This window comes from Pseudoclavibacter sp. Z016, from assembly GCF_002931215.1.
GTDB lineage: Bacteria > Actinomycetota > Actinomycetes > Actinomycetales > Microbacteriaceae > Pseudoclavibacter.
Genome location: NZ_PSTU01000002.1, coordinates 109,716 through 122,525 on the forward strand (window position 1 = coordinate 109,716; position 12,810 = coordinate 122,525).

The following is a 12,810-nucleotide window of genomic DNA, read 5'->3' on the forward strand; positions in this document are numbered from 1 at the left end:
GTTCCTCTGCATCATATGTTGAGGCCACCCTCAATATCTACCGGAATCGTCATGACACGTACCAACGGCCTCCGCCGAGATGCCCAAGCCAACGTCGAGAGGCTCCACGCAGCCGCACGGACGGTATTCGCGCGCCGCGGGCTCGCGGCCCCGCTGGACGAGATCGCTCGCGAGGCGGGCGTGAGCATCGGCACCCTCTACAACCGGGTCGGATCCCGTGAAGCCCTCATCGACGCCGTGATCCCTGCAATCGCCGGTGAAAAGCTCTTGGCACTCAAGGAGCGATCACTGAGTCAGCCATCGCCTCGCGCACGGCTGGAGGCGTTCATCGCGGGGATGATCGACCTACAGGTCGATGATCCGGCGCTGAGCGATGCCATGCTCCGTCGCTTCCCGAACGCAACCTCACTCATCGAGACCTGCGATCGCTCGACCGCGCTCGGTCAGGACCTGATCGACGACGCCCACACCTCAGGCGCCCTCTCCCGAGACTTCACCGCCGACGACCTCATGACAGTGCTGTGGATGGCAGGAACCGCAAGCCACGACCCCTCAGCCCCCGCCGGGTGGCGACGAGTCGTCGACCGCAGCATCGCCGCCGCCTGGACCGCCTGACGACAGCAGCGCCTCGCTGATCGCACGCTTCGCTAGCATCGGCTGAATGTCGAACACCACGAACGCCTACTCCCTGCGAGCTGAGGAGTACAGCACCCTCCTGGGCTCGATGGAGTCGGTGCACGACTCCGACCGTCAGCTCATCGACAGCTGGGCGGCCGCAGTTGACGGTCGGGTGCTGGATGCCGGTTGCGGGCCCGGGCAGTGGACGGACTATCTCGCCAGGAGGGGGCTCGAGGTCCGGGGCATCGACCTGGTCCCGGCCTTCATCGAGCGTGCGCGATCCTCGTATTCCGGCGTGCGATTCGATGTGGGGAGCATCGACGAGATCGACGAGCCCGACGACTCCCTCGGGGGCGTCCTGTCCTGGTACTCGACGATCCACCACGACCCGTCTCGCATCTCCGAACCCCTCACCGAGTTCGCTCGGGTCCTGCGCCCAGGCGGCCTGCTTGTCCTCGGGTACTTCGAAGGTCCCGCGTGCGAAGCGTTCGATCACGCCATCACAACCGCGTACCGGTGGCCGGCGAGCGAGTTCGAGCAAACCCTGGAAGCATCCGGATTCGAGGTGCTCGAATCCCATCGGCGAACGAGCAGAACCCACAGACCACACGGCGCCGTCGTCTGCCGACTCGCTTGAGCCTGGCTGAACGGCGGGTGGCATCGCAGGAGGGATGCTTCGGCCCGGCCTTTCAGGCGAGTTCGAGTTTCCACTCGGCGACATCGCACTGCCCGTCGTCGCTGTTGCCGGATGCAAGCACTGTTCCGTCTGCGCGCAGGCCGAGCGTGTGCGCTGACCCCGCGGCCACCGCCACGACGTCCCGCCACGTTGCGACCTCGCATTGCCCACGCCCGTTGTCACCGGATGCGCGCACCCGACCGTTCCCGAGGACAGCAACCGTGTGGCGGCTCCCCGCTGAGAGGGCCACCACGTCGCGCCACTCCAGCGCATCCACGAGGCCCGCCGCCCGATCGCCAGCGACAACCACCCGACCTTCTCGAGTCAGACCGACAGTGTGGAGGTAGCCCGCAGCCACCGCGCTCACGCCGCGCCAGTCCGCCACGGAGGATTGCCCCCTCCGATCGTTGCCCGCAGCGACCGCCGTGCCGTCTGCGCGAAGCCCCACCGTGTGCCAGTCTCCCGCGGCGACGGCGACAAGCTCGCTCCACCCTTCGACGTCATTCGCTCCCTCGTTCCGCCTCCCCGCCGCCAGGGCTCGCCCGTCCGCGGAGACGGCGAGAGTGCGCCGCCAGCCGGCGGCAACAGCCACGACCTGCGTCCAGTCGCCGACGTCGCACTGCCCCTCGTTGTTCCAACCGGTGGCGAGCACGGTGCCGTCCGCGCGCAACCCCACTGTGTGAGATCGGCCCGTGTTCGCTGCGGTATGCACCCCACCGACAGCGACCGAGATGACGTCGGACCAGCTTTCCACCCGTCGCTCCTCAGAGCGCGCTTGACCAGCGGTGCACACAGCCCCGCCTGCCATCACACCGGCAGAGTGTCGTCGACCGGCCGCGATCTTCGCGCGGGCAGGTTTCGCGTGCTGGTCGAAGCTCATACGTTGATCGTCTCAGCCCGTTCGTCGTACCGCACTCATCGACGTGCGGTGCCCTCCGGTATCACTCCGACGACGGGGCCAGCTCGCCGTCGTACTAGGGACGCAACCAGCGGATGAGTCGCCGGAGGAGCTCTCGGTGCTCCGGAGCTTCGAAGGATCGAGCGTCGTGCTCGAGCGTCCTCCGACTCCGCAGCCTCGACGGCCGGCCGACGATGCTCGAGCGGCTCACGTTCACGGAGGAAGTCGGACGCCACCTCTTCGAGGTCGACCTGAACACCGTGTCCATCACCGAGTTCCTCGACAGCCGCGGCTACGGCTACACCGACATCGACCACGAGATCGACGCGAAGGCCGCCGATGCACTGGACGCCAGGCTGCTGGAGATCGAGGAAGGCTCCCCCGTCCTGCGCCTGCGCCGGGTGACGCGAGACAACGATGGCCGCGTCTTCGAGGTCTCCGATGACCGCTACCGGAGCGACATCGTGCGCTTCACGGTGTCAGCATCCGGCAGGTCGCGGCGGGGGACGCACTACGTGCGGCCGATCGCGTTCTGACCTTCGCCGGTCGGCGTTCAAGGTCGCCGATGCTGCCATCTGCCGACCCACTTGAGCCCGCTTGAACGGACCGCTGGCCTCACCCTTGTGTCAAGCGTGCTTGACGTGTATAACTGTCTCGACAGTCAAGCTAGCTTTACACATGGGAGTGCAACATGGACACCGAGCGTTCTTCGTACACAGCGGACACTCGAAGCCGGTGGGGCCGAGTGAAGTTCGGCGGGCGCTGGTCGGCGCTCTGGCTGGCGATCCCCTCCGGCCTGCTCCTCGCCTGCGCCATCGCAACGATTCTGGTGCTGACAGGGTCCGCCGGCCCGCACCCGCTCGTCGGGTGGTTCGCGACGGTGCTGGTGTCGTTCTGGGCCTGTGCCGGTCTCGTGTGGGCGCTGTCCGTCGACCGGGACAGCCTTCGAGGGGCCACCCCGCGTCCCGAGCAGTCGGTGGAGTCGGCGTGGATCGAACGCGCGACGAGTGGCGCGTTCGGCGACACCCTGCTCGTGACCGGTCTCGGCACCGCGGTCATCGCGGTCGGGAACCTCGACATTCCCGCGCTCCTTGCTCTGGTCGCCGTGATCATCGTCGCGATGGGATCGGTGAGCATCCGGTATGGCCTCGAGCGAAGGCGAGGCTAGTCGGTGAAGAACGAGCTCCCGGCGCTTCGCAAGCAACGCGGGTGGTCGCAGCAGCGCCTCGCGGAAGAGCTCGGCGTCTCCCGCCAGACGGTCATCTCCATCGAGCGCGGCCGCTTCGACCCCTCGCTACCCCTCGCGTTCCGACTCGCGCGCGTCTTCGAATGCCCGATCGAGAGCATCTTCGACGACGATGACGCCGACGGGGCCGACGACACCGAGTGACGGGTCCCCTCTGACGACTCCCGCAGGCATCCGCGAGAAGGGCCGCGTCAGCCGTCGTCGCGCGGGCGTTCCGTCAGCCCGAGGAGGGCGATGACCTGCTCGGCGTGCGCGCGCGCAGCCGCCGCGCTCGGTGCGGGCGCCAGCCCGAGCAGGCGGCGACGGTGCGGCTCACCGAGGAGCAGCCCGAACAGCGCCTCCGCCAGCGCCAGTGCCTCCGCGTCCGTCTTCACCTGCACGAGCCCGCTCGCAGGAGAGAGGCACTGCGCAAGCAGGGCGACGTACCCCCGTGGGCCGCTGGAGTAGAAGCCCGACGCGAGCTCCGGGAACTGCGCCGCTTCTCCGATCATGAGCCGGTGCAGGCCGACGGCGTTGTCCGAGTGCAGGACAAAGACGAGCCGCGCTGCGGTCTCGAGCAGCGACTCGGCGGTCACCCCGTGGTTCGCGAGGTCGCGAGCGCGGAACCGCTCGATCGCCGCGGTGAACACCTCCGCCTTGTCGCCGAAGTAGGTGTAGATCGTGCGCTTGGTGACCCGTGCGGCTGCTGCGATCTCGTCGACGGTGACCTGGCCGTAGCCATTCGACACGAACAGCGCGACGGCGGCGTCCAGGATCTGGTCTCGGCGCTCCTCCCGCTCCTGGGCGGTCGGGCGGCCCCGCTTGCGGCTCGTGCTCGACACGGTCTCGCTCATCCGCAGTGCTCCCCACCTCGTGCTTCGCATGTCGACCCTCGACGACAACCATCCTATAATGAGACGTATTCGTTTCATTACCCGCGTGGTCATCCCTCGCGGTCGATCGCGCCGAGCCCCAGAAGGGTCAGGCGAGAGGAGCTCCCAATGGCTGCACGCAGATCCGCAACCCCGCGGAAGACAGCGTCGAATCCACCCCCAGCGCACACCACGTCCCTCGACAGTGAGGGACTCGTCGAGTTCTACCGCCAGATGGTGCTGATCCGGCGGTTCGAGGAGCGCGCCGCCCGCTCGTACACGCAGGCGGAGATCGGTGGCTACTGCCACCTGAACCTCGGCGAGGAGGCGACGGTGGTCGGCCTGATGGCGGCGATGGAGTCGACCGACTACCTCTTCACGAACTACCGGGAGCACGGGTACGCGCTCGGGCGAGGCATCGCGCCAGGGCGGATCATGGCAGAGCTCTACGGGCGCAGCGGCGGCGTGTCGAAGGGGTGGGGCGGGTCGATGCACCTCTTCGACCTGGAGTCGCGCCTGCTCGGCGGGTACGGCATCGTCGGCGGGCAGGTGCCGCTCGCCACCGGTGCAGCCCTCGCGATCGACTACCGCAGCGGCCAAGAGGCCGTGGTCTGCGTCATGGGAGACGGCACCACGAACATCGGGGCGTTTCACGAGTCGCTGAACATCGCTGCCCTGTGGGACCTGCCGGTCGTCTACGTGGTCGTCAACAACGGCCTCGGGATGGGCACCACGGTCGAGCGCGCCTCCGGCGAGCCCGAGCTGCACAAGCGGGCATCCTCGTACCGGATGGCATCCGCCCGCGTCGACGGGAACGACCCGGTCGCCGTCCGGGACGCCGCGGCCAGCGCGCTCGCGAGCGCCCGGGCCGGCAAGCCGTTCCTGCTGGAGACGGTGAGCGAGCGGTTGAAGGGCCACTCGGTCGTCGACCCCGCGAAGTACCGCACCCGCGAGGAGGCTGAGGCTCTCAAGGTCGGCGACCCCATCGCCGCGTTCGCAGTTCGCCTCGCCGAGCAGGGACTCCTGACTGACGAGGCAATCGCCGACATCGACGCTGCCGCCATGGCCGCCGTCGCCGAGGCCGTCGCGTTCGCCGAGGCGAGCCCGCACCCGTCGGTCGACACGCTCTTCGACTACACCTACGCCACACCGGTTCCCAACGATTCCCGCAGGCTGCCCGGCCAGCCGCTCTTCGAACCATCCCCCTCACCCACGATCGGAGCATCCGCATGAGCATGATGACCTACCGTCAGGCGCTCCACGACACCCTCCGCGCCGAGATGCTGCGAGACGAGAACGTGCTGCTCATCGGCGAGGAGATCGGCGTCTTCGAGGGCTCGTACAAGATCACCGCCGGCATGCTCGCGGAGTTCGGCGAGAAGCGCGTGCGAGACACCCCCATCGCCGAGGAGGGGTTCACGGGAGCCGCCATCGGCGCCGCGATGCTCGGACTGCGCCCGGTCGTGGAGATCATGACCATCAACTTCTCGCTGCTGGCCCTGGACCAGATCGTGAACCACGCCGCGAAGATCTACGGCATGTTCGGCGGTCAGGCCCGGGTCCCCCTCGTCATCCGCACCCCGGGCGGAGGCGGGCAGCAGCTCGGCGCCACGCACTCGCAGAACATCGAGCTGTACTACGCGTTCGTGCCCGGAATGAAGGTCGTCGCCCCGTCCAGCCCCGCTGACGCGAAGGCGCTGCTGCTGGCCGCGATCCGCGACGACGACCCCGTGCTGTTCCTCGAGAACCTGGCGCTCTACAACACCAAGGGCGAGGTGCCGGACGACGACACCCCCGCCGAGATCGGCCGGGCCGCCGTGACCCGCGAGGGTGCCGACATCACCGTGGTCGCCTACTCGCGCATGGCGGCCGTCGCCCTCGAAGTGGCCGAGCGGCTCGCCGAGACCGAGGACATCGACGTGGAGGTCGTCGACCTCCGCAGCCTGCGCCCGCTCGACCGCGACACCGTCATCGCATCCGTGAAGAAGACCCACTGCGCCGTCGTCCTGGAAGACGACTGGCTCACCTACGGCATCGGCGCCGAGATCGCCGCGACCATCTCGGACGGCGCCTTCGACTGGCTGGACGCACCCGTGCGCCGGGTCGCGATGGCCGAGGTGCCCATGCCCTACTCCAAGCCGCTCGAGACCGCCGCGCTCCCCTCCGCGGACGACGCCGCCACCGCCATCCGGCAGACCCTCGCCGCGGTCTCCCGCCGCATCTAAGGACACCCCATGATCAATATCCTCATGCCCCGCCTCTCCGACACCATGCAGGAGGGCGCCATCGCCGCGTGGCACAAGCAGCCAGGCGATGCCGTCGCCGTTGGCGACCTGCTCGTCGAGGTCGAGACCGACAAGGCCACCATGGAGTACGAGGCCTACGACGCCGGCGTCCTGCGCGACATCCTGGTCGCCGAAGGCGAGGTGGCGACCATCGGCACGGTCATCGCGCGCCTCGATGACGGCAACGAAGACGCAGCGGCCGCGAGCGCGGACGCTCAGGCTTTGGAGGTCGCTTCGGAGGTCGCTTCCCAGGCCGACCACCAGGGCACAGCAGGACAGCGGCTGTTCGCGACGCCGCTCGCGCGCCGACTCGCCCGCGAGCACGAGATCGACCTGTCGGGCGTCCTGGGATCCGGCCCCGGCGGCCGGATCGTCCGCGCCGATATCGAGGATGCACGCGCACGCCAGGCCTCCCCCGCGGACACGGCCATCGCGTCGCCCGCTCGGTGCACGTCGCGCGCGACGGCGGGCCAGACCACCGTTGGCACCAACACCAACACCAACACTCCTGATGAGCGACAGCCAACGGTCGTCCCGTTCGACAAGACCCGCGAAGTGATCGCTCGACGCCTCAGCGAGAGCAGCAGCACGGTGCCGCACTTCTTCGTCACGGCTGCGGCCGACGTCGAGGCCCTCATGGCGCTCCGCGCCGAGCTGAACGGCAACCTCGAATCGACGGGGCGCCCCAAGATCAGCGTCAACGATCTCCTCGTGCGCGCCTGCGCCATCGCGCTTCGCTCGCATCCGGGAGTCAACGCCTCCTACTCCCCCGAGGGCCGTGGAGAGACCCTGCTCCACGGGCGCGTCAACATCGGCATCGCCATCGCCTCCCCGACCGGGCTCGTCGTGCCGGTGATCGACGACGCAGATCTGAGGCCGGCGTCGCAGATCGCGCGCGAGTCTCGGCGACTGGCCGGACTCGCGAAGGAACGCAAGCTCGGCGCCTCGGACATGGCGGGCGGCACGTTCACCATCAGCAACCTCGGCATGTACGGCGTCGAGCAGTTCACCGCCATCATCAACCCGCCGGAGGGGGCGATCCTCGCGGTCGGCGCGGCGAGGCCAGAACCCGTCGCCGTCAACGGGGCAGTCGAGGTGCGTCACCGCCTGCGATACACCCTCTCCGCCGACCACCGCATCATCGACGGAGCCCTTGCCGCGGAGTTCCTCGCCACGCTGACGGGGCTCCTCGAACGGCCCATGCACGTCATCGCCTGAGCGACTGGAATCGCGGTCGCGGGGACGGTCGCACCCCCGCGACCCCGACCCGGTGATGGCGGTCCGGCTTCCCGGGCGGCGATCTCGTACTGTGGTGGGACCGTCGCTCGAAACCGGAGAGCCCGGGCGACGCCCACTCCAGGTGGGAAGCTGAAGGAGGGACCACATGGGCCGACCGAGTCTTGTGCATGAGCGGCGCCCGCAGATCGTCGCGGCCGCGAAGCGAGTCATCGGGAAGTACGGAGTCGAGGGCGCGACCCAGGAGCGCATCGCCTCCGAAGCTCAGCTGAGCCGGGCGCACATCCGGCACTACGTCGGCAACCGCGACGAGCTCATCCAGCTCGTCTGGAACTCGACGATGGACCCGTACGCGCAGGAGATGCACGAACGGGTGCAGGCCGCGCGCTCCGGCCAGGGGCTCGAGGGGGTGCTCGACTTCCTCTTCGGCACCGGTGTCGAAGCGAGTCCAGACGATGCCGTGTTCGATGCATTCCTGGCCTGGTCCCAGCACGACGAGCAGGTCAGGCGGCGCCTGCTCGACAGCTACGCAACCGTGGTCACCGAGGTCGCCGCGGCGATCAGGGCGACGCACCGGGAGATGGACGTCGCACGGAGCGAGGCGCTCGGCTATGCCATGCTGTGCCTCACCATCGGGTCCTCGAGCATGAGCGTTCTCCAGTTCCCGGACGCGCAGACCAGTCCGCTTCGCGACCTGGCGGCGTCGATGATCCAAGCGGCGGCGGCTGCCTGAGCGCCGCCGCCGCCCGATCGTGGCTCAACTGCGATCGGCGCTCGGCACCTCGAGACTGCGGGTGCTCTCGTCGTCGCCGACCTCGTCCTCCGCGCGGATCTGCGCGGGCAGACGGCGGAAGCCCTTGGTCAGGAAGCCGAGGTAGATCACCCCGATGATCAGCCAGGTGATGCCGAGCATCTTCGCCGAGGAATCGATGCTCACCCAGAGGGCGACATTGGTGGCGACGCCGATCAGCGGGAGGACGAGGTAGCGCACCACATCCATCCCCGAACGCCGGCGCTGGCGAACGAAGTAGTGGTTGATCACGGCGATATTGACCATGATGAAGCCCGTGATGGCACCGAAGCTCGTGAGCGAGGTCGCGCCGAGGAGGTTGTCGGTGAAGAAGACGGCGCCGAGCGCCGCGACGGAGACGAGCACGATGTTGTTGACCGGGGTTCCGAATCGCGGCGAGAGCTTGCCGAAGAACCGCTTCGGGAGCAGACCGTCGCGCCCCATGCCGTAGAGCACGCGGGAGACGGCGGCGACGGCGGCCATCGCGCAGAGGATGCTCGCGGCCTGATCGGCGACGAAGAACGTGATGTTCAGCGCTTCTCCCCCGATCCGGGGCAGGAGCTCGAAGATGCCGGTATCCGGATCCTCGAACTCCGCGTACCCGGTGGGCCACGCGATCTGCAGGAAGTAGGCGATCGTCGCGAAGCCGAGGCCCGCGCCGATGCACATGATCAGGATCGCTCGCGGGATCGTGACGGTCGGCTGGTGGGTCTCCTCCGCGAGCGTGGAGACGGCGTCGAAGCCGAGGAAGGAGACGGCGAGGATCGAAGCCGCCCACATCACGTTGCCGAAGTTGAACGTCTCGGGGTTGTAGATGGCCTCCGGCACGAAGAGGCCACCGGCTCCACCGCCCTGCAGGACGTAGCTCGTGATGAGGCCGATGAGTACAACCGCGAAGATGATCTGCGCGGAGACGACGGCGATGTTGAGCCGCCCGGAGACCCGTGCTCCGAGGATGTTCATGACCGCGCCGAAGCCGGCCGCGAGCATCACCCAGATGGCGGTCGGAATGGCGGGAACGTACTCCTCCATGTAGATCCCGAACAGCAGGTAGCAGATCATCGGGAGCAGCATGTAGTCGAGCAGGAACACCCAGCCGGTCGCGAAGCCGAGGTAGGGATGCACGCTCTTCTGCACATAGGTGTACGCGGACCCGGCGACCGGGAAGGCCTTCACCATCTGCGCATACGAGTACGCGGTGAAGAACATGACGACCAGCGTCACGAGGTACGCGAGGGCCATCATGCCCCCGCTGAGCTCGGTGGCGATGCCGTAGAAGTTGAAGATGGCCGTCGGGGCGAGGTAGGCAAGCCCGAACGCCAGGAGGTGACGCAGCTTGAGTGATCGAACGAACTGGGTGGCTTGACTCACGGGTGCTCCTCTGGGGGTCTCCGTCGACTGCACTGTCGCGTGGAGTGGGGCACGAAGCGTGCCCTCTGGCGAATAGATTACCAACATTGCTAATTTATGCCAGACTGCATTTCCAAGTTGTTACGTCTCTACCCGCAAGGAGCGCTCATCGTGGACCTGATCCTGACGAACGGCAGATTCTTCACCGCCGACGAGGCCGCTCCGTGGGCGAGCGGAGCCGTCATCCGTGACGGCCGGATCGCGCAGATGCTCAGGGAGGAGGACTCGCTGCCCTTCCCAGCGGAGGGGCTTCCCAGCTACGACCTGGGCGGACGACTCGTGCTGCCCGGCCTGATCGACGCCCACACGCATCCCAGCGGCGTCGCGAAGAGCGCCTGGCACGTCTCCCTCCCGCAGACGGACGACGTGGACGCGATCCTCGCCTTCATCCGCGAACACGGCGAGCGGCACCCCAAGGAGGAGGCGCCCTACCTGTTCTTCGAGTACTACCCGAGCACGCTGTTCGCGGGAAGCGCCCCGACGAAGGAGCTCCTCGACTCGGCGATCAGCGACCGCCCCGTGCTCTGCCAGGACTTCAGCGACCACGCGCACTGGGTCAACTCGAAGATGCTCGAGCTGCTCGAGGTCGACGAGCACACGCCAGACCCCGTGCCTGGCCTCGAGATGTTCGTCCGTGACGCACACGGCGTGCCGACTGGTCACATCCTCGAGTTCGCGCACCTCCGCTTCATCGACCGCCTGTACGACTCCATCGGGTGGCGCCCACCAGAGGAGCTGACCGCCGAGAGCCTGAAGCCGTTCTTCGAGTTCATGACCCGGCACGGTGTCACGTCCCTCTTCGAGGCGCTCATCGAGGACGAGGATGTGCTCCCCGCACTCCGCGAGCTCCACCGACGCGGGGAGCTGCACACCAGGTACGAAGGCGCGGTTCGGTTCCGGACCCTCGCCGACCTTCCCGACGCGATCGAGCGAGCCCAGCGCCTCGACCGCGAGCACGGCACGGATCACATCCGCGTGCGAACGCTCAAGCTCTTCCTCGACGGCACGAACGAGAGCGGGAACAGCGCGGTCCTCGCTCCGCTGGTCCACGACGACTCCGGCAGTCTCGGCGAGATGCAGATCGAGACCGACGAGCTTGTGAGCTGCCTGCTGCTGGCGAACGAGGCGGAGATCGACGTGCACATCCACATGGTCGGCGACCGCGCCTTCCGGGCTGGATGCGATGCCGTCGCGGCCACCAAGGAGTCGCTCGCCGGGACAGGCGGTGCCTGGCGGACGCAGGTGACGTTCGCGCACTGCGAGCTCATCGACCCGGCCGACATGCACCGGCCGGCCGAGCTCGGCATCATCGTGAACTGGACGAACCACTGGTCGGCGGGGTACTTCGGTGAAGAAGCGAAGAGCTACCTCGGGGACGAGCGATGGAATCGGATGTACGACTTCCGGGGCGTCCTGCAGGCCGGCACCTCGATGACCTTCGCGAGCGACGTCGTGACGAACTTCGAGCTCCACCGGGGAAACCCGTTCTTCGGCATGCAGGTGGCCGCGACGCGGGTCGACCCTGAGCTGCCCCTCGACCCCGACCGCTACCCGGGGAGCATCCGGCCGAGCCGCGAATCGCGCTTCGAGGTCACCGCGCTCCTGCGCGGGCACACCATCGAAGCGGCTCGACAGCTCCGGATCGATGACAGAGTCGGGTCCCTCGAGGTCGGGAAGGACGCGAACCTCGTCGTCCTCGACCGGGACCTCTTCGACGTGGAGCTCGACCAGCTCGGACAGGTGAGCCCGTCGGCGGTCCTGTTCGAAGGAGAGCTGGCCTTCGGCTCGCTCACCTAGACCGACGGCGGTCTCCGTCCGCGAAGTCCTCAGCGAGATGTGCGCTTCGGAACGAGCAGAGTGATGAGGAGAACGGCGAGACCTGCGCCTCCGGCGACGAACCCCGCCATCTGGAGGATCCCGGCACCGATGTTCGCATCGAGTGCCGTCGGGTCGGTGATGAGGACCGCCGCGGCGAGCGCGATGAATCCGATGGCAAGAAGAATCGTTCCGAGAAGTCGCATGCAGTGTTCCTTTGGTTGAAGCGCGGTTGGGTGTGGTCGTGATGTGTGTCCGGCTCAGCCCTCGTGGAGCGTGTACCCGACCCCGTAGACGGTGAGGAGCCTCGACGGCGTCTGCGGATCGGCCTCGATCTTGGCCCGGAGGTTCTTCACGTGGGTGTCGATCGTGCGGCCTCCGATCCAGCGATCTGTGCCATGCAGGCGGTCGAGCAGGCGGGCGCGGCTGAGGACGATACCGGGGTGCAGGGCGAACTCCTCGAGCAGGTCGAACTCCGCGCGGGTGAGGTCGAGGAGCCGATCGGAGAGGGTGGCTCGACGCCGCTCCGGGTCGATCTCCAGGTCGCCGACGGCGACGACCCTCGTGGCCGGCGCCGTGCGGTGGACTCGCCGCAGAAGCGCGCGGACTCGGGCGACGAGCTCGCGCGGGCTGTACGGCTTGGCGAGGTAGTCATCGGCGCCGAGCTCGAGCCCGAGGAGCAGATCGTTCTCCGTGGAGCGTGCGGTGAGCAGGAGTATCGGGAGCTCGAACTGCTCCTCGCGCAGCGTGCGGCAGACGGTGAGGCCGTCGGCCCCGGGGAGCATCACGTCGAGGACAAGCAGGTCGGGCGCAGAGCGACGCACCTCGGAGAGCGCTTCGGCGCCGTCGGCCAGCACCGTCACGTCATGCCCCTCGCGTTCGAGGTAGCGGCGGACGAGCTCGGACTGCAGCGCATCGTCCTCGACGATCAAGACTCTGGTCACGACCCAACCCTAAGCACGCGTCCGCCATGCGGTCTGGCTCT

General features: G+C 68.0%; 15 protein-coding genes. 10 read left to right on the forward strand and 5 right to left on the reverse strand.

Translation table 11 applies throughout. The annotated features are described in order from the left end of the window. Positions 1-51 precede the first annotated feature (51 nt). Together C5B99_RS00725 and C5B99_RS00730 are read left to right on the forward strand one after the other, a co-directional pair. Positions 52-615, forward strand: a complete 564-nt coding sequence (locus tag C5B99_RS00725) for a TetR/AcrR family transcriptional regulator (protein WP_104239857.1) — start codon at positions 52-54, stop codon at positions 613-615. 46 nt (positions 616-661) lie between these two features. Beyond that, positions 662-1,255: a class I SAM-dependent methyltransferase gene (locus C5B99_RS00730; RefSeq protein WP_104239858.1), complete on the forward strand. Its 594-nt coding sequence runs from the start codon at positions 662-664 to the stop codon at positions 1,253-1,255. 52 nt (positions 1,256-1,307) lie between these two features. Here the strand turns inward: C5B99_RS00730 and C5B99_RS00735 are convergent, their stop codons facing one another. Then, a complete protein-coding gene (locus C5B99_RS00735) occupies positions 1,308-2,048 on the reverse strand; it encodes a chromosome condensation regulator (protein ID WP_258062986.1) in 741 nt (246 codons plus the stop codon). Positions 2,049-2,287: 239 nt separating this feature from the next. On the opposite strand from C5B99_RS00735, the gene C5B99_RS00740 reads away from it, so the two are divergent. The 3 genes from C5B99_RS00740 (at position 2,288) to C5B99_RS00750 (ending at position 3,582) form a co-directional block, all read left to right on the forward strand. Continuing rightward, positions 2,288-2,728 carry a UTRA domain-containing protein gene (locus C5B99_RS00740; protein WP_104239860.1) on the forward strand — a complete coding sequence of 147 codons (441 nt, stop codon included), beginning with the start codon at positions 2,288-2,290 and terminating at the stop codon, positions 2,726-2,728. A gap of 155 nt (positions 2,729-2,883) precedes the next feature. Beyond that, positions 2,884-3,360 carry a hypothetical protein gene (locus C5B99_RS00745; RefSeq protein WP_104307365.1) on the forward strand — a complete coding sequence of 159 codons (477 nt, stop codon included), beginning with the start codon at positions 2,884-2,886 and terminating at the stop codon, positions 3,358-3,360. Between the two features lie 3 nt (positions 3,361-3,363). Continuing rightward, positions 3,364-3,582, forward strand: a complete 219-nt coding sequence (locus C5B99_RS00750; protein WP_104239862.1) for a helix-turn-helix transcriptional regulator — start codon at positions 3,364-3,366, stop codon at positions 3,580-3,582. A gap of 47 nt (positions 3,583-3,629) precedes the next feature. On the opposite strand, the gene C5B99_RS00755 is transcribed toward C5B99_RS00750, so the two are convergent. Further along, complete coding sequence (locus C5B99_RS00755) at positions 3,630-4,271, reverse strand: TetR/AcrR family transcriptional regulator (RefSeq protein WP_104239863.1); 642 nt, start codon at positions 4,269-4,271, stop codon at positions 3,630-3,632. Between the two features lie 147 nt (positions 4,272-4,418). On the opposite strand from C5B99_RS00755, the gene pdhA reads away from it, so the two are divergent. The 4 genes from pdhA to C5B99_RS00775 all read left to right on the forward strand — a co-directional run bounded on the left by pdhA (position 4,419) and on the right by C5B99_RS00775 (position 8,543). After that, positions 4,419-5,522 (forward strand): pyruvate dehydrogenase (acetyl-transferring) E1 component subunit alpha, encoded by a 1,104-nt coding sequence (pdhA, locus tag C5B99_RS00760; RefSeq protein WP_104239864.1) that lies wholly within the window; start codon positions 4,419-4,421, stop codon positions 5,520-5,522. After that, entirely contained in the window at positions 5,519-6,514 is a 996-nt protein-coding gene (locus C5B99_RS00765; RefSeq protein WP_104239865.1) for an alpha-ketoacid dehydrogenase subunit beta, read from the forward strand. The genes pdhA and C5B99_RS00765 overlap by 4 nt, the downstream gene beginning before the upstream one ends. Before the next feature lie 9 nt (positions 6,515-6,523). Then, a complete protein-coding gene (locus C5B99_RS00770; RefSeq protein ID WP_104239866.1) occupies positions 6,524-7,792 on the forward strand; it encodes a dihydrolipoamide acetyltransferase family protein in 1,269 nt (422 codons plus the stop codon). 166 nt (positions 7,793-7,958) lie between these two features. Next, the gene (locus C5B99_RS00775; protein ID WP_104239867.1) at positions 7,959-8,543 is read left to right on the forward strand and encodes a TetR/AcrR family transcriptional regulator; all 585 of its coding nucleotides are present in this window, start codon (positions 7,959-7,961) and stop codon (positions 8,541-8,543) included. A 24-nt stretch (positions 8,544-8,567) separates the two neighbouring features. On the opposite strand, the gene C5B99_RS00780 is transcribed toward C5B99_RS00775, so the two are convergent. Next, positions 8,568-9,971 (reverse strand): APC family permease, encoded by a 1,404-nt coding sequence (locus C5B99_RS00780; RefSeq protein ID WP_181064899.1) that lies wholly within the window; start codon positions 9,969-9,971, stop codon positions 8,568-8,570. A 150-nt stretch (positions 9,972-10,121) separates the two neighbouring features. Here C5B99_RS00780 and C5B99_RS00785 point away from each other — a divergent pair, with 150 nt between their 5' ends. Then, positions 10,122-11,807 carry an amidohydrolase gene (locus C5B99_RS00785; protein ID WP_181064900.1) on the forward strand — a complete coding sequence of 562 codons (1,686 nt, stop codon included), beginning with the start codon at positions 10,122-10,124 and terminating at the stop codon, positions 11,805-11,807. Positions 11,808-11,836: 29 nt separating this feature from the next. Here the strand turns inward: C5B99_RS00785 and C5B99_RS00790 are convergent, their stop codons facing one another. Together C5B99_RS00790 and C5B99_RS00795 are read right to left on the reverse strand one after the other, a co-directional pair. After that, positions 11,837-12,031, reverse strand: coding sequence for a hypothetical protein (locus C5B99_RS00790; protein WP_104239870.1), 195 nt, complete (start codon positions 12,029-12,031; stop codon positions 11,837-11,839). A 54-nt stretch (positions 12,032-12,085) separates the two neighbouring features. Further along, positions 12,086-12,769: a response regulator transcription factor gene (locus C5B99_RS00795; RefSeq protein ID WP_104239871.1), complete on the reverse strand. Its 684-nt coding sequence runs from the start codon at positions 12,767-12,769 to the stop codon at positions 12,086-12,088. Between the last annotated feature and the right edge of the window lie 41 nt (positions 12,770-12,810).

Excerpts from the sequence above, each read along its gene's own strand:
- C5B99_RS00755 (WP_104239863.1), bottom strand. The coding sequence starts at position 4,271 with ATGAGCGAGACCGTGTCGAGCACGAGCCGCAAGCGGGGCCGCCCGACC.
- C5B99_RS00790 (WP_104239870.1), bottom strand. The coding sequence starts at position 12,031 with ATGCGACTTCTCGGAACGATTCTTCTTGCCATCGGATTCATCGCGCTC.
- C5B99_RS00730 (WP_104239858.1), top strand. The coding sequence starts at position 662 with ATGTCGAACACCACGAACGCCTACTCCCTGCGAGCTGAGGAGTACAGC.
- C5B99_RS00770 (WP_104239866.1), top strand. The coding sequence starts at position 6,524 with ATGATCAATATCCTCATGCCCCGCCTCTCCGACACCATGCAGGAGGGC.
- C5B99_RS00745 (WP_104307365.1), top strand. The coding sequence starts at position 2,884 with ATGGACACCGAGCGTTCTTCGTACACAGCGGACACTCGAAGCCGGTGG.
- pdhA (WP_104239864.1), top strand. The coding sequence starts at position 4,419 with ATGGCTGCACGCAGATCCGCAACCCCGCGGAAGACAGCGTCGAATCCA.
- C5B99_RS00765 (WP_104239865.1), top strand. The coding sequence starts at position 5,519 with ATGAGCATGATGACCTACCGTCAGGCGCTCCACGACACCCTCCGCGCC.
- C5B99_RS00740 (WP_104239860.1), top strand. The coding sequence starts at position 2,288 with ATGAGTCGCCGGAGGAGCTCTCGGTGCTCCGGAGCTTCGAAGGATCGA.
- C5B99_RS00775 (WP_104239867.1), top strand. The coding sequence starts at position 7,959 with ATGGGCCGACCGAGTCTTGTGCATGAGCGGCGCCCGCAGATCGTCGCG.
- C5B99_RS00725 (WP_104239857.1), top strand. The coding sequence starts at position 52 with ATGACACGTACCAACGGCCTCCGCCGAGATGCCCAAGCCAACGTCGAG.